General features: G+C 43.1%; 19 protein-coding genes and 1 tRNA gene. 15 read left to right on the forward strand and 5 right to left on the reverse strand.

Annotated elements, in window-relative coordinates; all coding sequences use genetic code 11:
• The first annotated feature begins 51 nt into the window (after positions 1 to 51).
• Positions 52 to 873, forward strand: coding sequence for a glutamate racemase (murI, locus tag ACT3IB_RS14830; protein ID WP_491539810.1), 822 nt, complete (start codon positions 52 to 54; stop codon positions 871 to 873).
• Positions 874 to 878: 5 nt separating this feature from the next.
• Positions 879 to 2,105: a BaiN/RdsA family NAD(P)/FAD-dependent oxidoreductase gene (locus tag ACT3IB_RS14835; RefSeq protein WP_491539811.1), complete on the forward strand. Its 1,227-nt coding sequence runs from the start codon at positions 879 to 881 to the stop codon at positions 2,103 to 2,105.
• An 82-nt stretch (positions 2,106 to 2,187) separates the two neighbouring features.
• Here ACT3IB_RS14835 and ACT3IB_RS14840 read toward each other — a convergent pair whose 3' ends face one another.
• Together ACT3IB_RS14840 and ACT3IB_RS14845 are read right to left on the reverse strand one after the other, a co-directional pair.
• Positions 2,188 to 3,516, reverse strand: coding sequence for a PhoH family protein (locus ACT3IB_RS14840; protein ID WP_491539812.1), 1,329 nt, complete (start codon positions 3,514 to 3,516; stop codon positions 2,188 to 2,190).
• A gap of 108 nt (positions 3,517 to 3,624) precedes the next feature.
• Positions 3,625 to 4,419 carry a TrmH family RNA methyltransferase gene (locus ACT3IB_RS14845; protein WP_491539813.1) on the reverse strand — a complete coding sequence of 265 codons (795 nt, stop codon included), beginning with the start codon at positions 4,417 to 4,419 and terminating at the stop codon, positions 3,625 to 3,627.
• A gap of 141 nt (positions 4,420 to 4,560) precedes the next feature.
• On the opposite strand from ACT3IB_RS14845, the gene amaB reads away from it, so the two are divergent.
• On the forward strand, positions 4,561 to 6,090 hold the full coding sequence (gene amaB / locus ACT3IB_RS14850) for an L-piperidine-6-carboxylate dehydrogenase (RefSeq protein ID WP_491539814.1): 1,530 nt from the start codon (positions 4,561 to 4,563) through the stop codon (positions 6,088 to 6,090).
• 86 nt (positions 6,091 to 6,176) lie between these two features.
• Here the strand turns inward: amaB and ACT3IB_RS14855 are convergent, their stop codons facing one another.
• Both ACT3IB_RS14855 and ACT3IB_RS14860 read right to left on the reverse strand, forming a co-directional pair.
• A complete protein-coding gene (locus ACT3IB_RS14855) occupies positions 6,177 to 7,115 on the reverse strand; it encodes a DUF3078 domain-containing protein (protein WP_491539815.1) in 939 nt (312 codons plus the stop codon).
• Between the two features lie 87 nt (positions 7,116 to 7,202).
• Entirely contained in the window at positions 7,203 to 7,712 is a 510-nt protein-coding gene (locus ACT3IB_RS14860; protein ID WP_491539816.1) for a phosphoribosyltransferase family protein, read from the reverse strand.
• Positions 7,713 to 7,828: 116 nt separating this feature from the next.
• On the opposite strand from ACT3IB_RS14860, the gene ACT3IB_RS14865 reads away from it, so the two are divergent.
• From ACT3IB_RS14865 to ACT3IB_RS14910, 10 genes are all read left to right on the forward strand, one after another.
• Positions 7,829 to 8,122, forward strand: a complete 294-nt coding sequence (locus tag ACT3IB_RS14865) for a hypothetical protein (protein WP_491539817.1) — start codon at positions 7,829 to 7,831, stop codon at positions 8,120 to 8,122.
• Positions 8,115 to 9,308, forward strand: coding sequence for a DUF2851 family protein (locus ACT3IB_RS14870; RefSeq protein ID WP_491539818.1), 1,194 nt, complete (start codon positions 8,115 to 8,117; stop codon positions 9,306 to 9,308). The genes ACT3IB_RS14865 and ACT3IB_RS14870 overlap by 8 nt, the downstream gene beginning before the upstream one ends.
• A 52-nt stretch (positions 9,309 to 9,360) precedes the next feature.
• A tRNA-Gln gene (locus ACT3IB_RS14875) sits at positions 9,361 to 9,431 on the forward strand.
• Between the two features lie 67 nt (positions 9,432 to 9,498).
• On the forward strand, positions 9,499 to 10,431 hold the full coding sequence (locus ACT3IB_RS14880; protein WP_491539819.1) for a ribose-phosphate diphosphokinase: 933 nt from the start codon (positions 9,499 to 9,501) through the stop codon (positions 10,429 to 10,431).
• Positions 10,432 to 10,448: 17 nt separating this feature from the next.
• Positions 10,449 to 11,162, forward strand: coding sequence for a 50S ribosomal protein L25 (locus tag ACT3IB_RS14885; RefSeq protein WP_491539820.1), 714 nt, complete (start codon positions 10,449 to 10,451; stop codon positions 11,160 to 11,162).
• A 30-nt stretch (positions 11,163 to 11,192) separates the two neighbouring features.
• Complete coding sequence (gene pth, locus ACT3IB_RS14890; RefSeq protein ID WP_491539821.1) at positions 11,193 to 11,750, forward strand: aminoacyl-tRNA hydrolase; 558 nt, start codon at positions 11,193 to 11,195, stop codon at positions 11,748 to 11,750.
• Between the two features lie 36 nt (positions 11,751 to 11,786).
• Complete coding sequence (locus ACT3IB_RS14895; protein WP_491539822.1) at positions 11,787 to 13,988, forward strand: sodium-translocating pyrophosphatase; 2,202 nt, start codon at positions 11,787 to 11,789, stop codon at positions 13,986 to 13,988.
• A 138-nt stretch (positions 13,989 to 14,126) separates the two neighbouring features.
• Positions 14,127 to 14,795 carry a hypothetical protein gene (locus tag ACT3IB_RS14900; protein ID WP_491539823.1) on the forward strand — a complete coding sequence of 223 codons (669 nt, stop codon included), beginning with the start codon at positions 14,127 to 14,129 and terminating at the stop codon, positions 14,793 to 14,795.
• A gap of 298 nt (positions 14,796 to 15,093) precedes the next feature.
• Complete coding sequence (locus ACT3IB_RS14905; protein ID WP_491539824.1) at positions 15,094 to 17,976, forward strand: TonB-dependent receptor; 2,883 nt, start codon at positions 15,094 to 15,096, stop codon at positions 17,974 to 17,976.
• A 12-nt stretch (positions 17,977 to 17,988) separates the two neighbouring features.
• Entirely contained in the window at positions 17,989 to 19,680 is a 1,692-nt protein-coding gene (locus ACT3IB_RS14910) for an SGNH/GDSL hydrolase family protein (protein WP_491539825.1), read from the forward strand.
• 69 nt (positions 19,681 to 19,749) lie between these two features.
• On the opposite strand, the gene ACT3IB_RS14915 is transcribed toward ACT3IB_RS14910, so the two are convergent.
• On the reverse strand, positions 19,750 to 20,493 hold the full coding sequence (locus ACT3IB_RS14915; RefSeq protein ID WP_491539826.1) for a class I SAM-dependent methyltransferase: 744 nt from the start codon (positions 20,491 to 20,493) through the stop codon (positions 19,750 to 19,752).
• A gap of 222 nt (positions 20,494 to 20,715) precedes the next feature.
• On the opposite strand from ACT3IB_RS14915, the gene ACT3IB_RS14920 reads away from it, so the two are divergent.
• The gene (locus ACT3IB_RS14920; RefSeq protein ID WP_491539827.1) at positions 20,716 to 21,969 is read left to right on the forward strand and encodes an OmpP1/FadL family transporter; all 1,254 of its coding nucleotides are present in this window, start codon (positions 20,716 to 20,718) and stop codon (positions 21,967 to 21,969) included.
• A 21-nt stretch (positions 21,970 to 21,990) separates the two neighbouring features.
• Positions 21,991 to 23,373: an SGNH/GDSL hydrolase family protein gene (locus ACT3IB_RS14925; RefSeq protein WP_491539828.1), complete on the forward strand. Its 1,383-nt coding sequence runs from the start codon at positions 21,991 to 21,993 to the stop codon at positions 23,371 to 23,373.
• Positions 23,374 to 23,394 lie beyond the last annotated feature (21 nt).

Here is a 23,394-nt window from a genome sequence, read left to right on the forward strand (position 1 = left end):
AGTTTTAGATCATTTATTTGACACCAAGATCAATAATTCCTATCACATTACATGAGTTCTGCCCCTATTGGCATTTTTGATTCCGGCTTCGGTGGACTGACCGTCATGAAGGATATTGTCAGAGAGCTACCGCAATATGACTATCTTTATCTTGGCGATAATGCACGGTCCCCCTATGGAACCCGCTCTTTTGATACAATTTATCACTACACGCTGGAGTGCGTTAAGTATCTTTTCGATCAAAACTGTCACTTGATAATCTTGGCATGTAATACCGCCTCGGCCAAAGCACTTCGAACGATCCAACAAAAAGATTTGCCAAATATTGATCCAAAACGTAGAGTGCTCGGAGTAATTCGTCCCACGGCAGAAGTAATAGGAAACTACTCTAAAACCGGGCATGTGGGAATCCTTGGAACAAGCGGTACCGTAAATTCCCATTCATATGTGATGGAGATCAAAAAGCAATTCCAGGAATTGAAAGTCTACCAGGAAGCCTGTCCAATGTGGGTGCCACTTGTAGAAAACAAAGAATTTGACAGTGAAGGCGCTGACTATTTCGTAAAACAACATATCGATAGAATTCTGTCTCAATCCAAAGGAATAGACACGCTGTTACTGGCTTGTACCCACTATCCCTTGCTAATTGACAAAATCAAACAGTATGTTCAAGATGACATCACAATTCTAAGCCAAGGTGAGATTGTAGCCAAAAGCCTTGCCGATTATTTAAACCGACACCCCGAAATCGAAGAAAAATGCACCCAAAATCGAACGCGGAGGTTTCTCACCACCGATTCTACCGACGATTTTGATGCACATGCGAATGTTTTCTGGGGCGATTCAATAACTTCTGAGTTCATCCATCTTTAAGAAATATGACACCATCCAACAAACTTGCCGTCATTGGCGGTGGTGCGGCTGGATTTTTTTCCGCCGTAAATACAGCACGCCTCAACCCAGAACTCAAGGTCACTATTTTTGAAAAAAGTCGCGAAGTTCTTTCCAAGGTTCGCATCTCAGGTGGTGGACGTTGTAATGTAACCCACCATTGTTTTGATCCTGAAGTGATGTCCAAAGCATACCCCAGAGGTGGTCGTGAACTCCGCTGGGCATTTGAACAGTTTCAGCCATCCGATACGGTAACATGGTTTGAAGAACGAGATGTTGAGCTTAAAACAGAGAGCGACGGACGCATGTTTCCTATCACGGATGACTCGACAACCATTATCAATTGCCTGAAAAAGGAAGCTAATAATCACAGCGTAGATGTACTTACCCGGCATCGGGTGGAAACCATTGCCTGCACCGGTGACCCAAGATTTGAGCTGGGAATCAAAAACAAAGAATCCAAGGTTTTTGATTCCGTAATTATTGCAACCGGCGGCTCCAATCGCCGCAGTACCTATAAGTGGCTGGAAGATCTTGGACATTCTATTGTTGAGCCTGTTCCATCACTGTTTACATTCAACTTCAAAAAGAAAATATTTCAGAATCTATCCGGGATTTCGATAGCCAATGGATCTGTCAGCATTGCGGGCACTTCCTATCAACATGAGGGCCCAATTTTGATTACGCATTGGGGACTCAGCGGACCGGCGGTATTAAAAACGTCTGCCTGGGCTGCGCGATATCTTTATAAACAGAACTACGATTTTACAATTCAGGTCAATTGGTTGCATCCTTTCACTTCAAAACAGGTTCAACAAAAGCTTAAAAAGCTTCGGGATGTAAACGCCCGAAAAACAACGCAAAAACAAGATGTCTTCCCTATCCCTAACCGTTTGTGGAATCGATTCCTTAGTTTGGCTAATATTGATCACAAAACAAGATGGGCAGAATTATCTAACGAACAAATTCATCATCTTACGCAAGAACTGACGAATGCCAACTATGAGATTGAGGGTAAGACCACCTATAAAGAAGAATTTGTTACCAGCGGTGGCATTCCATTGGACGAAATAAATATGGGAACCATGGAAAGTAAAAAAATAGACGACCTTTATTTTGCCGGCGAAGTGCTGAATATCGACGGCATTACCGGCGGATATAATTTCCAGTCGGCCTGGACTACCGGCTGGATCGCTGCCCAACATCTAGATTAAAAATAGCTGCGAAAGTAAACGGGTTAGAAAATTTGTTTTAATTCGTATTCTGTTGATATACCTGAATACCTGCGGTATAAATTTATAACAACTTACTGGCCAAATTTGCCAACTCTGATCGCTCTCCCTTCTCCAGATTAATATGTGCATACAGCTCACTATCGTACATGCGATCCACCAGAAATGACAGCCCGTTGCTCTCAGTATCCAGATAAGGTGTATCAATCTGAAAGATATCACCCGTAAAAATAATCTTCGTGTTTTCACCCGCTCGGGTAATAATCGTTTTCACTTCGTGAGGGGTCAGATTTTGCGCCTCATCCACAATAAAAATTACGTTCGACAAACTGCGTCCGCGAATATATGCCAGCGGAATAATACGCAGCTTATCAGTTTCCAGCATATCATCCACCTTCTGGAATTTTTTGCTGCTCTCGGGAAACTGATTTTTGATAAACGATAAATTATCCCAGAGCGGCTGCATATAGGGATCAATTTTAGAGCTGATATCGCCCGGCAGATAGCCTATATCATTATTACTCAACGGAACAATGGGTCGTGCCAGAAATATCTGATGAAAGTTTCGTCGCTGTTCCAGCGCGCCGGCCAGTGCAAGCAATGTTTTTCCCGTACCAGCCGCACCGGTAATGGTTACCAGTAAATTATCCGGATTTAAAATAGCATTTAGTGCAAACGTCTGTTCCGCATTTCTCGGCGTTACACCATAGGCTGTTCTCTTTTGTACGAGCTCTACAGCATCAGTCTCCTTTCTAAAGTATCCCAGGGCCGAACCCGACTGCCCCTTTAAAATAAAGAACTGATTGTTATTGGGCTTCTCATCCTGCAAATCGGTATAGGGCAACTTCCCTTCATCATAAATTTTATCAATAATGGCATCGTCACAATTTACTTCCTTTTTACCCTGATAAAGGTGATCAAGATCCTTTATCTGGATCGTCTCATAGTCCTCGGCATCAATATTCAGCGATCGTGCTTTAATCCGAAGGTTAATATCCTTCGAAACCAGAATGACCTTCTTGTTCGGCTCCTCCTCCATCAGCTTCAGCACCGAGTTTAAAATCCGGTGATCATTTTTCTCATTTCCAAAAACTTTTGAAGCATCCAGCTCACTATTTTCATTGCTGATAACCCGTAATTTCCCATGCGTTTTCCCGTTCAAAGGTATCCATTTCTGTAATAAGTTTTTGTCAGATACCTTATCAAGATAGCGGCTGAATTCCCGAGCATGCAGATTTATAACATCGTTACCCTTTTTAAACGTATCAATCTCCTCAAGAACCGTGATGGGAATTGCAATATCATTCTTCTGGAAATTCTTTACCGCCTCAGAATCATACAGCAATACTGAGGTATCCAGAACATAAATTTTCTTTTTCTTGGATTTAGCCATGCCAAAAGTGATTTAGATTGGAATAAACAGCCTCTATGCAAATGTTTCTAACAGGTTATCGAATAAGCCAGTCAGAATCAATACTTGTCAATTTTTTAATTAAATAATTCAGTTTTTTTCGGATAAATCATACAGGGCTATCGATGCAGCAATAGCCGCATTCAAACTCTCTACATTTTGTTGGTCCACCGGAGACGGAATCTGCACGCTATGCCGGTTCCCCGTCAACAACTCATCACGAATACCGTGTCCTTCATTCCCTACCACAATTACTCCCTTTTTTATGGATGATATTTTGTGCAGCGGTTGCGATTGCGGTCCCGCATCCAACAGAAAAATCTGCCAGTTCTCACGTTCAAGCGTATCAAAAACCTCGGATAATTCTGCATTTATAAATGGAATCGTACCCGTTGCCCCTGCCGTCCCCCGTACAACTTTGGGATGAAACATGTCCACCGTTCCCTTACCCGATATAATGCCTGAGATTCCAAACCATCCGGCTGTACGAATAATTGTGCCCATATTGCCCGGATCCTGTAACCCATCCAGTGCAACAATCAATCCTGATTGCCCGGCCAACTCCTCAACCCTCACTTCCGAAGGCATCTCACACAACGCCAACACGCCCTGCGGCGTATCAGTATCCGAGACTTCCATAAACAGCTCCTGCGATAAGGTGGCGACCTCCAATTCATCAGCCGCCCTTCGCCAGTCGGATTGCTCCCAATACCGCTGACTTTCATCAAAAAATAACGACCGTATATGGATCTCTTGATTCGCTATGACCTGCTTCACCGCACGAGCCCCCTCCAGTAAAAAAAGACGCTCTTTGTAGCGATACTTTTTACGATTTAATTTACGAAGTAAGGTCTGTTGACGATTAGAGGCCGTTGATAGGTTCAATGTATAACTGCTTGGTTCTTGTTTGTATTGAAATTCTTCTGAATAAAATATCAGATGAAAATTATTTGTGGACTAAGCTTCATATCATGAAAATGATCCTTATTTTAATACCAAAATTTAACAAATCACCAAGCCAAAGTTATGGATTTTCTCAAAAAATTAGGTATTGAAGGTACAAACCTGGGCACAAGTACCGGCCAAAATTATTTCGGATCAGGAAGCAAAGAAACCATTTCGAGTCACACGCCAATTGACGGTTCTCAAATAGCCGATACCACAGTGACATCACGCGAAGATTACGACAAGGTAGTAGCAAAAGCGCAAGAAGCATTTAAAGAATGGCGCATGACACCCGCCCCGAAGCGCGGTGAAATTGTTCGCCAGATAGGGCTCGAATTGCGTAAGCATAAAGAAGACCTCGGACGCCTTGTTACCTACGAGATGGGCAAGATTTACCAAGAAGGTCTCGGAGAAGTACAAGAAATGATTGACATCTGCGACTTTGCGGTAGGCCAATCCCGCATGCTGTATGGTAAAACAATGCAATCGGAGCGCCCCAAACACCGCATGTACGAACAATGGCATCCGCTGGGTATTACCGGAATTATTTCAGCCTTTAACTTTCCGGTTGCTGTCTACAGCTGGAATGCCATGATTGCTGCCATCTGTGGAAATGTGATGATCTGGAAAGGATCCGAAAAAACACCTCTGTGCGGCATTGCCGTCCAAAATATTATTGGCAAAGTGTTAAAACGCAATGATCTGCCAGAGGGCATATTCAACCTCATTACCGGCGGACGCGAAGTTGGTGAATGGATGACGGAAGATGAGCGTATTCCCCTTATTTCGGCAACCGGTTCTATCAGGATGGGTAAAGAAGTCGCCAAAACCGTCGGTGCGCGGCTCGGCAAAACCATTCTTGAGCTTGGCGGTAACAATGCGATCATCGTTTCCGAAAATGCCGACCTCGAAATGGCGGCCCGGGCAACCGTTTTTGGATCCGTGGGAACCTGTGGTCAGCGCTGTACTTCTACTCGACGCCTTATCGTCCACGAAGATGTTTTTGATGAGCTGAAAGATCGGCTGGTCGAAATTTACAAAGATGTGAATATCGGCAATCCACTGGATGAAGATACACTGGTAGGTCCACTGATTGATAAGCAAGCAGCCGAGAGCATGCAACAAGCCCTCCAGGAGGTTCAAGAAGCCGGCGGAGAACTTGTTTACGGTGGAGAAATGCTAGAAAAGAAAAAACTTGACGGAGGACATTATGTGAATCCTGCTATCTTAATTGCCGAAAATGAGTTCGATATTGTGCAAGAAGAGACTTTTGCTCCAATTCTGTATTTGATTAAGTATAGTGATATCGACGAAGCAATTGCCAAGCATAATGGCGTTAAACAGGGTCTTAGCTCCTCCATGTTTACATTAAATATGAGAGAAGCTGAAACCTTTTTGAGTGCCCGCGGCTCTGATTGTGGTATTGCCAATATCAATGTTGGAACAAGCGGTGCAGAAATTGGCGGTGCTTTCGGAGGCGAAAAAGAAACCGGAGGTGGACGTGAATCTGGCTCGGATGCCTGGAAAGCTTACATGCGCCGACAAACCAATACCATCAACTGGAGTGATGAAATGCCGCTGGCTCAAGGTATAGAATTTGACGTGGAATAGCTTCTGTTCAAACAACCTTGTATAAATAAAAAAGCCCCGGTTTCGGGGCTTTTTTATTGAGATATCTTTTTAATGTGTCTTCTGTATTATAGAATACTGTAGGAAAGTCCGGCTGAAAGTACCTGTTTAATTTGCAGCTCCCGGGAAAAGTCGCTGTCATATACCATTACAAACTGAAACGACATGTTAAGATAATCATTTATTTTCCCTATCAGCTCGTTCGAGAAGTTAACATCCGTATTATCTATGTGCCGCTGCATATTAGTAAATGTTTCGACTGAACTGATTAACCGAACATTTGACACGATTTTCTTTTCAAAGTTCAGCGCGATGGAATAACCCGGCTCAAAACGAAAACTTTCGCCCGGTTCAAGACCATAGCGTGTGGACAAATCTGTGTCGGATATAATGGTTTCCTTCATCGCCAAACCTGCTTCGGAAGTAAAATAGTCTTTCGGCTGAAATGAAATACCCGCTATCTGTGTAAAATACGCCGGAGCAAAAAACCGAGATATTACTGTGGGAGGATCGGTAGAATAATCAAATCCTTGATCAAATTGCGTACTAAAGTTGATGTTGCCAAAAGCGCTCCACCGTTCGTCATTAAAGAGGTAACTAAACTTATTATTTATCGCAATGCGATCATCCGTTTTCCGTGTTCCCTCATCCTCTATACGCGACTTACCATATTTAAAGTTGGTTGCCAATGCGTAAGCAAATTTACCCTTTCGGTATTTCGCGTTAAACACAGTAGAAGCAGTAACACTAATGGTATTCACACCACCCTGACTCCAATTATCATAAGAAGCCTGGGAGCCGTTAAGTCCACCTACCCAATCTACGGTCCACCCTTTAAGCGTATCCGAAACTACTACCTTATTATTCACATTCGACATGTCCCTAACAGAAATATCGTTATCATTTTCAAGTAATCGACTTATTTCAATAGCCTCTTGACTTAAAGCCGGCGTACTAATTAAAGCTGAGATAACAAGGAAGAGAATAAATGAATGGTATTTTTTCATAATATTAATTTGGGGTATAATCACCTTCATAATTAAATTTTCAACTCGAATATATGGACATTTTTAAGCCCATAAAAGTTTCGCTAATCAAGATTTTATGAGTGTAACGTTTTGCAGCTGTTGATTTTCTACCACTACAGAGACATGCTCATCCAATTTTGTAGGCAGATCCATACCATAAAATTCCGCTTTTATAGGAAACTTACGATGCCCGCGATCAACTAAGACTGCGGTATGAATTTCTGAAGGCTTGACATAGTTCGAAATAATTTTCAGAGCCTGAAACATTGTTTTGCCCGAAAAAATAACATCATCCACAATAACCGGATAGTGAATTTCCTGTAACTTAATATCTTCCAAATCAGGATCTGATTTTTTTCCTTTTAGGGGAAGTTTGGACAGTCGTACCTTATCATTAAATATGGGATTTAAAATATCCTCCAAAGCTCTGGCTACCGCATACCCTCGGTCATCTATCCCAAACAGATCAATAGGAGCATCATCCACATTGTGCTCTGCAATTTCGTGTGCCATTCGGTTTAGAGAACGTGAAATGCGTTCTTTGTTCATCAATACTATTTCTGATCCGGCGTTCATTAACTTTAATTCGTTATATATTAGAAATAAACTATTGCAAACAATTTATAATAAACATACAGCTTTGTACATTATTAATAGTTAAAACAAATAAAAAATAGAAAGAGAGTTTTATTATGAGTAGCAAAACCAACTTCCTGTTATTTACCACCTCGTTTTTAGGAGGATTGGCTGCGGGGCTGCTGTTATCACCTAATAAGGGAGCAAAAAATAGAGCCTGGTTGTCAAATAACGCCTTGGAGTTGAACCGGTGGGCAAAAATTCAACGCCATTTGGCCAAACGAAAAAGCTCCCGAGAACTCCAGAAGCTTCGTAAAAATATCCACCAGGGTATTCAGCAAAACATACCCGACCTTTATGAAGCCACTGATACTATCCCATTAAGCAATGATAATATCTTAAATGAGTAAGTCAGCCTCTCCATATCACGAGAAGTTGCTGCACTGGATCTGGCAAAACCGCCGGTTCAATTTTCGTAACCTTAAAACAATTGATGGTCAGGAAGTATGGCTACACAATACAGGGCAACTTAATAAGTCAGACGGTCCCGACTTTTTATCCGCGGAAGTGTCCATTGGCAATTTGCGCTGGTTTGGAAATATTGAGCTGCACTGGTCGTTATCCGACTGGAAGGCTCACAGCCACCATACCGATCCCAATTATGATAACGTTATTCTGCATGTCGTTTTTAATTCTACTGAAAACCACAGCTGCAGAAGGGATGAAACACAAATTCCTACTCTTTGTTTAGCGCCTTACCTCTCACAGCCATTACAGTCGTTCCTTGAACAGTATCAAAGCAAACCCGAACTCCCCTGTGCCGGTCAACTTTCATTCATATCAGACAAAGCCTTTGCCCAACAGCTAAAAAAAGCTCACAAAGAGTATTTTGAACAAAAGGTGAATGATCAGCTGGCTTTTTATGATGCATCACTGCCTCCATCCCGAGCATGGATAAAAATGCTCATAACCGGTCTTTTTGATGGCCTCGGGATAGCTCACAATCGACATCAAATGCGCGAGCTGGCCAATCTTCTCTGCAACGAAAATATTGAATCACTATCAAAAAATGCATTCCGTATTCATGCTTTAAAACTTTCGGCGATTAATGCTGATTACTGCGATAGCCCTCAAATATCTATGAACTGGAATCATAAAGGATGCCGACCCGGAAACCATCCTCGGCTACGTATTCAACAAGGAGCAGAACTTTATTGGCAGATCCATCGCCGCCCTTTCGAACATTGGTTGCGATGTGATCCCAAACCATTATGGGCAGAATTGCTCGACAATATCCAAACAAAACCCGGCTTGGGTCAAGAGCGGGGCTCCATTCTTTTCGGAACTGTTTTTCTGCCGTCACTGTATTTTTTAGGAAATTTATTTTTCAAAGAAGAGCTAAAGAATGAATGCTGGTCGCTTTGGCAAAATCATGAAGCCGATATTCCCTCTTCGCTGCTCAAGTTATTTACTAATACAGATATTTCTCCATCCCTATACAAGCAAAAACTGGGATCCATCTATCAGCTGCGATCCTACTGTCGTCCCCGCCATTGCCAAAACTGTAAAGTTTTTAAAAGTGCAATTTCTTCTTGATTCAGAACGTGTAAATTCATATCATCTGCATCTGTTGAAAAAGGCATATAATTGCCCGGTCGTCTAATGGCAGGACAGCGGTTTTTGGTACCGTCAGTGGGGGTTCGAGTCCTCCCCGGGCAACAAATTACAAAGGATGACTTCAAAGCCATCCTTTTCTATTTTTATAACTTCCTGAAAAACCGCTTCGTTGGATACGCCTTTAGCCATATTTGCCGGACGCAGCAATCTTGCTCTTTCAAGAGCTATTGCTGAAAAGTACGGTACAGACTTAGGTGAAGTTACCATCAAGCCGTTTTCAGATGGTGAGCTCTATGTAAAGTACGAACAGAGCATTCGCGGCGAAGATATCTTCGTGGTACAATCCACCCCGCCGCCGGGTGACAATATTATGGAGCTATTGTTATTACTGGATGCTGCAAAACGGGCCTCAGCAAAGCGAGTTACCGCTGTGATCCCTTATTTTGGGTATGCCCGTCAAGATCGTAAAGATCAGCCGCGTGTTTCTATTGCCTCCAAGCTTATGGCAAATTTGCTTGCTGAGGCCGGTGCTGATCGTATTTTAACAATGGATCTGCATGCAGCACAAATTCAGGGTTTTTTCGACATTCCGGTTGATCATTTATATGCCAGCCGGTTATTTATTGATTATTTTAGCGACCATCCGATTGAAAACTTGGTCGTTGTTGCTCCTGACGTAGGAAGCCTGAAAATGGCTCGAGCATATGCGAAACGTTTAGGGGCACGGCTTGCTTTTATTGATAAAAGGAGGCCCAAACAAAATGTAGCCGAGGTTATGAATATTGTCGGTGAAGTTGAAAACAAGAATGTGCTGATCGTTGATGACCTTATTGACACAGCAGGCACACTAACAAATGCAGCTGCCGCACTGAAAGATCGCGGAGCACTTAATATTATAGCAACATGTACGCATCCTATTTTATCGGGCCCTGCGTACCAACGAATTGAAGATTCACCTATTGATCAACTATTGGTTACTGATACGGTACCGCTTCGTAAACCGTCAAGCAAAATTAAGGTTTTGAGCGTAGCGGGTATTTTTGCTGAAGCAATACAGCGTATCCACACCAATGATACAATAAGTGCACTTTTTGACGATTAAATTAACGTTTTAGGATTATGATTACTCCAGAAGTAGTAGATTTAGAAGGAAAAATTAGAGAAACAGGCCGTAAGGCCGCTGACGCTCTTCGGGATGCCATGCGTGTGCCGTGTGTTATGTATGGACCTGAAGTAGACGAAAACGTACATTTTTCAATTGATGAGCTCGAATTTGAAAAAATACTAAGCGAAAGCAAGCGTCAGATACTTAACATTACTGTTGATGGCGAAGAGTATAAAACCCTTCTCAAAGAAGTGGAATTTCATCCACTGACCGATCGTCCCGTCCATGCCGACTTTTATGTAATGGCCGATGATCACAAAGTAACATTGAGTGTACCCATCAAACTGGAAGGTACTCCTGTCGGTGTCACAGAGGGAGGCGGTCGTATTTTCCAACCAATGCATATCTTACGCATCCGCGTCAAGCCCGATCTTATACCCGGGGCTTACACGGTTGATATCAGCGAATTAGAAATTGGTGATTCTCTGCACGTACGCGACCTCGAGCTTGAAGGAATTATTCCGCTCGACGATCTTGGACGAACGCTGGTTACTATTCGTCCTCCAAAATCCGAAGCGCTACTTACATCATCTCTTGTTACCGAAGAACCCGCCGAAGAAGAACTCGAAGAAGGCGAAGAGGCACTCGAAGAGGGCGAAGAAGTTGCAGAAGGTGAGGAAGCCGAAGAGGGCGAAGAAACCGAAGGCGACGAAGAAACAACCGAATAATAGTGTTGATCAAATCAGCGTAACTGCTTTATGCCGTTAATCATAGGTCTGGGAAATCCCGGGGGTAAGTACGCTGGAACTCGCCATAATATTGGTTTTGAATTTATCGATAAGCTGGCAGCATCACTGTCAGTACGAATGGGGCCTGGAAAAGGCCCTTTTCATGTGGGAAAAGGAAATCATGCAGGGCATTCGATTTATTTGGTCAAACCTACCACCTACATGAATAACAGTGGGGATGCCGCGCGTCAGGCTGTGAATTGGTACAAAGAAGATGTTGGCAACTGCCTGGTTTGCTATGACGATTTGGATCTGGATGTAGGAACTATTCGTTTGCGTCCGGACGGAAGTGCAGGCGGACACAACGGAATAAAAGACATTATCAATAAGCTAGGGACAAATTCTTTTCCTCGATTGCGTATCGGGATTGGAAATGAATTTCCAAGAGGACAACAAGTACAACATGTACTTTCCTCCTTTTCTGATGATGAGCGTTCAACTATAGAACCAACCTTGGACAATGCGGTGGATGCCGCTCTCTGTTTTGTCAGAGAAGGCATCGATCAGGCAATGAACAAGTTTAACTAATCGACTACTAACTTATACTAATAAACTAAACCTGACATGAATACCTTAATAACCTACTTAATACCGGTTAGTGGTGTACTTGCGCTACTGTATACCTTTCTAAAATCGTCTTGGGTTAACAAGCAAGACACCGGCACGAAAAAAATGGCGACTATTAGCTCACACATACAACGTGGAGCTATGGCTTTTTTAAAAGCTGAATACAAAGTTCTGTCTATATTTGTAATTTCTGTAGCAATTCTGTTGGCCGTTACAGCTAATGCCCAAACATCGCACTGGCTTGTATCTGTCTCCTTTGTTATAGGTGCTTTTTGTTCAGGCCTTGCTGGTTTTATTGGCATGCGTGTTGCTACTAAAGCAAATGTACGTACAACCAATGCCGCAAGAAGCGGTCTTAGCGAAGGTCTGAAAATCGCTTTTGCCGGTGGTTCTGTAATGGGGCTCGGTGTTGTTGGATTAGGTGTTCTCGGGCTCGGCGTTTTATTCCTCGTATTTGGTGACATGTTTGGAACCGGATCGGCCGCAAGTGTCAACAAAGTACTGGCCGTTGTAACCGGCTTTTCGTTTGGAGCCTCTTCCATCGCGCTATTTGCTCGTGTAGGCGGCGGTATTTATACCAAGGCCGCAGATGTGGGTGCCGACCTTGTTGGTAAGGTTGAAGCAGGTATTCCTGAAGATCACCCTTTGAACCCTGCTACCATCGCCGATAACGTTGGCGATAATGTCGGCGATGTTGCCGGAATGGGAGCTGACCTTTTTGAATCTTATGTAGGATCTATCATCGGTACGATGGTACTCGGGGCTGCTTTTATGGCAAATCCGGAATGGTCGGATAATTTTAGCGGACTTTCTGCTGTACTTCTTCCTTTGGTTCTTGCCGGAACAGGAATTCTGACTTCTATTCTGGGCACCTTCTTTGTACGTGTTAAAGAAGGCGGAAATCCTCAAACAGCTCTTAACATTGGGGAATTTGTTTCCGCTGCTGTAATGTTGGTAGCCTCTTATCTCTTGATTCAATGGATGCTTCCTGAAAGCTGGGCACATACCACTATCTTTGGTGATGAACTAACCATTACCAGCATGGGTGTTTTCTGGTCCACGATTTTTGGACTTGCAGCAGGTTTGCTTATTGGCCTTATTACCGAACACTACACCGGTACCGGAACTGGTCCCGTCAAATCTATCGTTGAGCAATCTTCGACCGGAGCAGCTACAAACATTATTTCCGGCGTTGGTGTAGGAATGATTTCAACCGCTATTCCCATCGTAATTATTGCCACGGCAATGATTGCATCATATGAATTTGCAGGATTATATGGAATTGCTATAGCAGCAGTTGGTATGCTTTCTAACACTGGTATACAGTTGGCTGTTGATGCTTACGGACCAATTTCTGATAACGCCGGCGGAATTGCAGAAATGTCTGAACTACCCGGTGAGGTTCGAGATCGTACCGACAAACTTGATGCCGTTGGTAATACCACAGCAGCTATTGGTAAAGGTTTTGCTATCGGCTCTGCTGCCCTTACTGCACTGGCCTTGTTTGCTGCGTTTATAACCTCTTATAATGCAACGCACGAGGTTGCATTAACTGGTATTAATATTACACAACCCAAAGTGATGGGTGCTCTTTTTATCGGAGCGATGCTACCCTTCCTCTTCTCTGCGCTTTCCATGAAAGCGGTAGGACGTGCAGCTATGTCAATGATTGAAGAGGTACGACGTCAGTTCAACGATATTCCTGAACTGCGCGCTGGTCTTGATGCCATGAATCGCAACGAAGGCACCAAGCTTGAAAACTGGTCGCAAGAAGATCAGGATACCTTTGAAACAGCGATTGGAAAAGCGGAATACGAAAAATGTGTTGCTATTTCCACAACTGCTTCACTCCGAGAGATGGTAGCTCCCGGCGTTCTTGCCGTTGTTGTTCCCGTTGCTTTCGGGTTCCTTGGCGGAGCCGAAATGCTTGGCGGTTTACTTGCAGGTGTTACTGCTTCAGGTGTACTGATGGCCCTGTTTCAATCGAATGCCGGCGGTGCCTGGGATAACGCCAAGAAAATGATTGAAGAAGGTTATGAGTACAATGGAGAAATGCTTGAAAAAGGCTCTGAAGCCCATAAAGCTTCTGTTGTAGGAGATACGGTAGGAGATCCCTTCAAGGATACCTCAGGCCCTTCCCTCAATATCCTTATTAAGCTTATGTCTGTTGTAGCTCTTGTAATTGCAACGATGATCTAAGCTAAAAAATTAAAATTTTAAGCCCTGTTCCGTTTTCTCGGAATGGGGCTTTTTTATTTGTGTTTATTGCATGATACGTATTGTGTATCTTTTCCCTCTGATAAATCTTCCAGGCAATACAAAACAGGCATCACTTTTATGGAAATATTTAAGTTGTTCTTCAATCATGACCTTCGGCTGGACAAACTGGCCAAACGCAATGCAAATAAGACCAAAGACGAGGTCGAGACCACACTTGAAGATTTTATGCAGCCGGATCCCACCTATTCAAAATTTTACATTACGGGCACAAATCTTGATAAAAAGCAATTTGGAATTGACGTTCTTTCCAAAAGTGATGAAATACTTGATAACCTCTGTTCTGTTTTCAAGAATCACCAGATTATCTCTACTACAAATAAATCATTTGATTCCCTGATGGAGGGGCTGGAAACTATTCGTATTGGAGAAGCCTTGGTAATTTCAAATAGCGACAAGTTGCCTAAGGTAGATTTGGCCACCTTGACTATTAATGAAGAAACTAAGGTAGGACATAAAAAAGATGAGATAAGAACTATCATTGAATCGGGAGCCTATCTCTTATATAAAGAACCTGCGCATCATGGATATGACCTACACTTATTTTCTGAGGACAATATTTACTCCCATCTTTTCGAAGCTTTTAAACCATTAGTTGATGAAGAGTTCCGGTTTTTTAGCATTAATAATAAGCGTATGCGGTCAGAGCGGCACTTCTATTTTGAAACGTGGACACTGGATAATCCCCCACATGGGGCAGAAGAGGTTTTTCGAGAAACCGTTCTTTAACCCACTATATTTTTACTAATCTCTTCAATCTTTTATTGTCCTTCCATAAATTTTTAAAATACATTCGCTTTTCGTTATTTAATACTTAATATTCTTAAGTACTTCAGGGATACATTACATTTATTTAAAAGCTAAGGGATCAGGTTTCTTCAAAAAATATATACTGATCACAACAATTAGTATAAGGGATCGGAATTTGTATGGCTTACTCAAAACAGATCATCCATTAATGTCAGATATCTATATTTGCCGTACACCTTCTCCCTCTACTTCAAACCTTCACTAAAACTTTATGTATATGAATAGAGTAATTCTAAAAAAGTTATCATTGGCATTGGTGGTGGCCTTCACATTTACTTTGACAATTAACACCCAAGCTTACGCTCAAACCAAAATTTCCGGTACCGTTGTGGATGCTGTAGACGGTTCTGTGCTAGGCGGCGTAAATGTAAGTGTTAAAGGCAAAGTAGTGGGTACCTCAACAGGAACTAATGGACAGTTTTCATTATCTGTGCAACAAGCTCCACCTTTAACCCTGGTTTTTACAATGGTCGGTTTTAGAACCGAAGAAGTAGAAATTACCGAAAGCCCGGTAACTGATTTAACAATCGAGCTTTCAGAAGCTGCCATTGTAGGCGATGAAGTCGTTGTATCAGCTTCCAGAGTGGAAGAGAATATGCTTGAATCACCCGTATCTATCGAAAAATTAGACGCGATAAGCATACAGCAAACTGCCTCACCCAGTTTTTATGAATCCCTTGCCAATTTAAAAGGGGTCGATTTTAGTACACAAAGTATTACATTCAAATCGATTAATACCCGCGGTTTTAACGCTAACGGTAATACCCGCTTTGTTCAGCTTATTGATGGTATTGATAATCAGGCTCCGGGTTTAAACTTCCCCGTTGGAAACGTAGTGGGTATTCCTGAGCTGGATCTGGAAAGCGCTGAACTGATTCCCGGTGTTGCCTCTGCACTTTATGGTCCAAATGCTGTAAACGGCATTCTTCTCCTGAATAGCAAAAGTCCGTTTCAGTATCAAGGGCTTTCGGCACAGGTTAAAATGGGAGCCAACCATTTTGACTCCAATGTTGAAGATCCCTCGCTTTATCAAGATTATGGGCTGCGTTATGCTAACGCCATCAACAACAAATTTGCGTATAAGTTTAATTTCTCCTATTTGCGAGCTAAGGACTTCGTTGCTCAGGATACTCGCGACAGAGGTCCAGCCTCCTATGGTGTAGTCGAACGCGGTGCTACTTCACGCAACGGCAACCGTGTTTATAACGGCGTCAACGTCTATGGCAACCAGCTGCTCACTATCGGGCAAATTGCAGACCAGCAGATTGCTGCAGGCAACCAAAATGTAGCCGCCATTAGAAATTTATTGTCCGACGGTGAGGCCGGTGCTTTTACTCCTACCGGTTTTCCGGAATCATCTTTCGTGGACAATACCTCCGAAAGCTTAAAGCTGGGTGGTGCTCTTCATTATCGCTTAACCGATGACTATGAGATGTTAGGGCAATTCAACTGGGGCACCGGCAGCTCGGTCTATACGGCAAATGACCGATTTGTACTGGATGATTTTAATATCTGGACAGCAAAATTCGAGGTTAAAAATCCGAACTTTTTTGTCCGCGCTTATACTACCCAAGAAGATGCCGGAGATACTTATGCCGCCAACACCTTGGCAACACTTATCAACGTGGAAACTTTTGTACCTGCCTACTTTCAAACGTTTGCGAACGCTCGAACCCAGGGAGCCACTGTTGAAGAGGCTCATGCGCAGGCACGTGTAGCAGGAAATCAAGCCCAGGCCCAGCCTGGCAGTCAACAGTTTCAATCATTATCAAATCAATTGAGAAGCACCTCGATTGCTGAAGGGGGTGCCCTGTTTATCGAAAAAACAGGGTTATGGCATGCCGAAACGAAATACAACTTTGCTGATATTATCGATCCCTCTACCGTAGAGCTTATCGTGGGAGGTAATGTCCGACGATATGACTTGAACTCAGAAGGAACCCTTTTTGCCTTGCAGGATAACGGAGAAGAATTCGATATCGACGAGTTCGGGGCCTATGTTCAGGCTTCAAAAACATTAGCTGATGAGAAGTTAGATCTTCAGGGATCACTGCGGTATGATAAAAACGAATATTTTGACGGGCAGTTCAGTCCTCGATTTTCGGCCGTTTTCACGATTGCTGAAAACCATAATATCAGGGCATCATTCCAGCGCGGATTCCGTATTCCAAGCACACAAACCCAGCTTATTGATCTAGATGTGGTAACCCGCCGTCTGATTGGTAGCAATCCGGTACTGGTCGATCGCTATAACTTCGAAAGCAATACAGTTTACTACGATGACAGTATAGCAGAAGCCCGCGAAGCGCTCAATTCCGGACAATCCATGGCCCAAGCCCGTGCTTTGCTGGAACCGGTTACCTTTGATGAGTTCGAAACCGAGAAGGTAAACTCATTCGAAATTGGGTATAAAACACTTATCAACAACAAGTTATTCTTAGACGCTTATTATTACTATAGTGCCTATGAAGATTTTATCGCCGAAATTCAATTTACCCAGGCAGTTGATCTTAACGAACAAGGGAATGAAGATGCCCGTGACGGATTTGATCCTGCTCCGGGTTTCGATCCCAATTCCGATAGCGGTAAAGAAGCTATCATCAACAATAATGTACCAAATGGCCGCCTTCAATCGTACGGCTTTGATGTGAACGCCGATGGTACCGTTGAAGCACACGGCTTTGCTTTTGAAGCCAAGTATATACTCGGCGATGGATATTCGTTGGGAGGAAACGTGGCCTTCAACAAACTGATATCGCAGCAAGATCTCATTGATCAGGGATTCCGCGCCGAATATAATACACCCGAGTGGCGGTATAATCTTAAATTCGAGAACAGAAAGCTCACCCCGAATGTGGGCTTTAATGTGGTATATCGCTGGCAGGATGCCTTCCTTTGGGAATCCTCATTCGGAAAAGGTGTAATCGATGCCTATGGAACACTTGATGCTCAGGTAAGTTATCGCCTGCCTTCCTTGAATACCTCAATAAAATTGAGCGGCAGTAACATTCTAAACAGCCAGCATGTAACCTCATTTGGTAATCCCCGGCTGGGAGCTATCTATATGATCTCCTTCACTTTTGATCAATTCATGAATTAAACTACTGACACCATGATATCCTATTTAAAAACATTATTTGCTTTATTATTTCTTGCTGCTTTCTTATTTGCTTGTGAAGGAAGCTATGATTCCCTTGTTGAAGATCAGCTTGAAGAAAATCCAACTCCCGAACCTATTTCGGGTGATGCAGGGTCCGCTGATTTCAGCAACTATGTAGCAATCGGCAATTCGTTAACGGCTGGCTATATGGACGGTGCTCTTTATAGCATGGGACAAGAATATTCGCTTGCTGCTCTTATCCATCAGCAGATGCAGAAAACAGGAACATCCGGTAATTTCAATCAACCGGATATAAATTCTGAACTTGGATTTAATACTTCTGTTGAACAACCCCAGGAAGGACCAATATTAGGCCGCTATAAACTGGATACCAGCATCCCCGGTCCATCTCCGACGATAGGCGGTGACCCTATTGCTCCTTATGGCGGTGATCCCGCCGAACTCAACAATTTCGGAGTTCCCGGTATTCTCGTCGGTCAGCTTTTAACTGCTGCTACTGGTGGGCCGCAGTCTGACCCTGCTTTTAACCCGTTTTATGCTCGATTTGCTTCAAATCCAGGTTCATCAACCATACTGGGAGATGCAATCGCCACACAACCTTCATTTTTCACCCTTTGGATTGGGAATAACGATGTGCTGGGTTACGCTGTATCAGGAGCTTCAAACCCCAATATTTTAACATCCGAACAGGATTTTCAAAATTATTTTACTACTACGATAAGCCAACTGATGAATAATACTACAGCGAGTGGAGTGGTGGCTACCATTCCACCGGTTTCAACGGTGCCCTTTTTCCAAGCTGTTTCTTATGATGCCGTAGAATTATCAGCTGAAGAAGCAACGCAGCTAAATCAAGGATTGGCCGGTGTAAATGCTGCCTTGCAAGCAGTAGCTGATAACTTTCCCAATCGTTCGCAGGAAGATATGGATGCCCGAAAGGTGAATTACCAGGAAGGCAGCAATCCCATTTTAGTCAATGATCCTGAATTACCTGACCTCGAAAATGAGTTCGACCAGCTCGAACAGGCAGGGGCCATATCAGCCCAACAACGACAAATGTTAGTTCCCTACGAACAATCACGCCCTCTTACTGCAAATGAGCTTGTTACCTTATCAGCTGGGACTGTTCTTGGCACAGAGTTAAATCCACAGAGTCAAACACCAACTACCATAGGCGTTGTAATTCCTTTGGGATATAGCTCACAGGAGTCGGCTTTTGGAGATGCCTACTACTTAACGGTACCGGAACAGCAGCAAATTCAAAGCAGAACCACAGCCTTTAATACGATTATTGCCACCGCTGTTGCCCAAAATTCCGACCGATTGGCACTTTTGGATATCAATGCCGGTTTCCCGGGGAACCCCAATACCGATTTAGGGGCTTTTGCAGATCTTTTCGGAATTGATGGAGAGTTGGGCATTAGAGTTCAGGGTACGCTATTACAGCCGGACTTTTCTCCCAATGGCGTATTTTCAACGGACGGCATTCATCCCAATCCCAGGGGTAATGCCATTTTAGCTAATGAGTTTATCCGTGTTATTGAGGATGCTTTTGGCGCCAGTATCCCGGAAGTAGATGTACTTAATCTTCCAAGCGTTCAACTTTGTGCGGGTGATTGTGTGAGCCAACAACAGGGAAAAGAAGTCGCAGAAAATATCACCTTCGGAATTTCTGCAAAGTAAGTACTCACTAATTTTATTTAACTTTTTAAAAAAGGTTATCCCACCCTGGAGATAACCTTTTTTTATTCCTTATTTTGAGAACCTGCTGATTATTAGTAGGCGGGGACTTGTCTCTAGGTCAAAATCACTGCCCCGGTAATCCCCATTCACATCAATAATTTCCAGCTCCCGTTTGGCCATCTCTTTTTTAAACCAATCCAACCCATACAACTTCACCCGCTCCCAGTATACACGGGGTTTATCCAATTGGTCCCCAGCAAAGGCAATGTCTTTGTGGATAGCTCCATTTTTGATGTAGCGCTTGATCTCATATCTGATTCCATGAAACTCTCCCTCCTCCTCGGCCACAAAATCCTGTTTTACTTTTTCCGCATTTAAATAATCGAGTACAAAAAGTCCTTCATCCTTGAGCATCTGTGTTACACTATCAAGTACCGAAGCATTTTCTTTATCACTTTTAAAATATCCAAAGGTTGTAAATAAATTCACAATAGCATCAAACTTCAGGGATAACGGATCCCGCATATCACGCACTTCAAAATGTACGTTTGACAAGTTCAGTTCTTCGGCTTTTTCTTTGGCCGTTTTAATCGCTTCCGGTGACAGATCAATTCCGGTAACATCATAACCACGCTTTGCTAAATTGTGGGAATGCCGTCCCCGCCCGCATCCCAAGTCAAGTATTGAATGGTATTGCTCTGATAGCAGTGTTCCTTCTAAAAATTCAATAAGCTGCTCTGCTTCTTTCTCATCTCGATCAGCGTACAGTTTTTCGTAAAGCGGACTGTCAAACCACTCTTCAAACCAATCCATATAACTATTTTATTGCTTTTTACATTATTTAATGCACGAATGAAGTAAAAAAGTATGCTTATTGCAAACTGATACTTTTATATTTGCTAAGGTTTTGATTATTTATAGTTAACGGCGTTAACTGTTAGTAAACTAATCATGAAACCGGTTACACTTCATTAGTATTAAGTAATTTTTACCCCATAACGATCATCTCAACAACTAACTAAACATTTTGAATCTATGCGAAAATTAATTGCTACTATTTGTCTTGTTTTATTGTGTTCGGGATCTGCTTTTTCCAGCGGATTTTCGATCTATGAGGCCAGTGTACGAGCCAACGGAGTACTCGGCGCCTTTTCGGCCTATGCAGACGACGCATCAACCATTTTTTATAATCCCGCCGGTTTAGGTGGATTGGAAGGAATAAATATTACTGGTGGCGCTACCATTATTGCGCCCCGTTCGTCTTTCCGAAACCTTTCCCCTTTAGCCCCCACCGGCCAGGAAACCAAAATGACGAAACAGGAATTCTTGGTTCCAAACTTTTATGGTTCCTATCAAATAACCGATAACCTAACGGCAGGCATTGGCGTAAATGCTCCTTTTGGTCTGGGTACCAAATGGCCCGACGACTGGGTTGGCCGAGGATCATCTATTGAAACCAGTATTGAAACTATTTTTGTAACCCCTGCAGTAGGATATCAGTTTACTGACACCGGCATTGGAAAGATTCGTGTTGGGGCCGGCCTACGTATTGCCGCACACGGCAAGGTAAAGTTAAGCCGCGCTGTTACGAGCTTTTCACCTGAAGGTACGTTTGCCCTCGACGGAGATCTCAAAGAACCGGCCTTTGGGTTTAATGCCGGAGTTCAGTACGAACCAACCGATAACGTCACCTTTGGTTTTACTTATCGAAGCGAAGTGACAACTGAATTTGAAGGTGATGCTACCTTTGAAAACCTCAGTGTGGGCTTCCCCTCCTCGGCCCAAGGCGGTGCCGAAATTACCCTGCCCGCGAGCTATGTAGTTGCCGTAAATGTAGAACCCATTGATGGCTTACGCACCGAACTCGATTACGTGTGGTGGGGCTGGTCAAGTTATGATGAACTAGCAATTGAGTTTGATCAACCCATACCGGCCCTGGGTGGCAGCACTATTGTAAACGAAAGAAACTATAAAGATTCCTGGCAACTGCGCTTCGGAGCTGAATACACCGAACTCCCTGTTGAAGGCTTAACTCTTCGCGGCGGCATTGCTTATGATGAAAATCCCATCCGCGATCGTTATGTAGATCCAACCCTTCCCGACTCCGATCGCTGGTTGTTTTCTGGTGGACTAAGCTATCAGGTTACCGATTACCTCGCTGTTGATGCTTCTTATATCTTTATCAGAGCCAAACAGCGAAAAGTAACCAATACACACGAAGGTGGCATTGACGGTGTTTATACAACCTATGCTAATCTTCCCGGTCTTGGGTTCACACTGAATTTATAATTGAATTAAGAATATTACGCTATGAATTATTTGATAAAACATTCCAAAAAATTACTGTCGCTGGTTCTGGTACTGGCGCTTATCACAAGTTGTAAGGATTATCAGGATCTGGATGTTGACCCGGTCGATACCGGCGATGCTGATTTTTCTTCGTACGTTGCGGTTGGCAATAGCTTAACAGCCGGCTTTCAGAATAACGCACTTTATCAGTCCGGGCAACAATACTCATTTCCCAACCTCATTGCCCGACAGGTGAACCAATCTGAATCTTTTGATCAACCATTGATTAGTGATCCCGGTATTAGCAGCGGTAACGGACGGATTGAACTCACTAACTTGGACCCCGTTCAAACAACTACAAATAGCTCAATGGGGAATCCAACTACTCAACAAGCAAAACCATTCACAAATTTAGGGGTACCAGGCGCTGTCCTTGTTGATTATATAAATCCCAATAATTCAGGAAATCTTAATGAGCGGGCAACAGATCCTAATAACCCAGCTTACAATCCATTTTATGGTATTGTAATGGAGCAGTCCGAGCTTGAAAAAGATGCACCTAACCTGCATAATCAGGTTGCCAAACAACAACCATCGTTTATTACCTTCTGGTTAGGCAATAACGATGTCCTTGGATTTGTTACATCCGGGGGAGAAGGACAAAGTATCACTGCCCCAAATAACTTTTCTCAGCTTTACCAGGGATCAATTCAAGCAATGGCTTCAACCGGTGCTAATGTTGCTGTTTATACCATACCTGATGTAACAACTATACCCTATGTATTCTACCTAAGAACTCAATTAGAACAACAAGGAGCTATAGTATTTAACGATGAAACTCAGAGTTATCAGCTCGTTACCCAGCAAGGGAATCTTGATATCTATATTGAAACTGACGGCGGGGCACGCGTAATGCGTCAAGCCGATTTCCCACTGCTTTCCGCTCAGTCCTATTTTACACAAGTTCAAGCTGGAGAAACTCAACCTCCCGTACAGCCACAAACAGCCATTCCAGATAATTTAGTACTTGATGGCCCTGCAGGTGGTCCCCAAGGTAGCTCTGAACTTGAACAAGCAGCTGGTGCTATCCAACAGTATAATGCTACCATTGTAAATTCAGCTACTTCGGCTGGATTTACTGTTGTTGACATCAATCAAATATTTGCTGAAACTTTTAGCGCATTTCAAAGTTCTGGTGGAGAAAATGGCTACCAAACCAATGGCCTCAATCTCCGCCCTGTACCGGGCGAACTATTCAGCTTCGATGGCGTTCATCCTACAAACAGAGGTTCTGCTGTAATTGCAAATGAAACCATCAAAGCTATAAATGAGGCGTATGGAGCCAATATTGATCAAATTAATGTTGCTAAAATTCCAGAAGGATTTCCTGTAGCTTCAAATTAAATATAAATTTTTGGTACGCTC

It is taken from the genome of Fodinibius sp. GM21 (assembly GCF_058386955.1).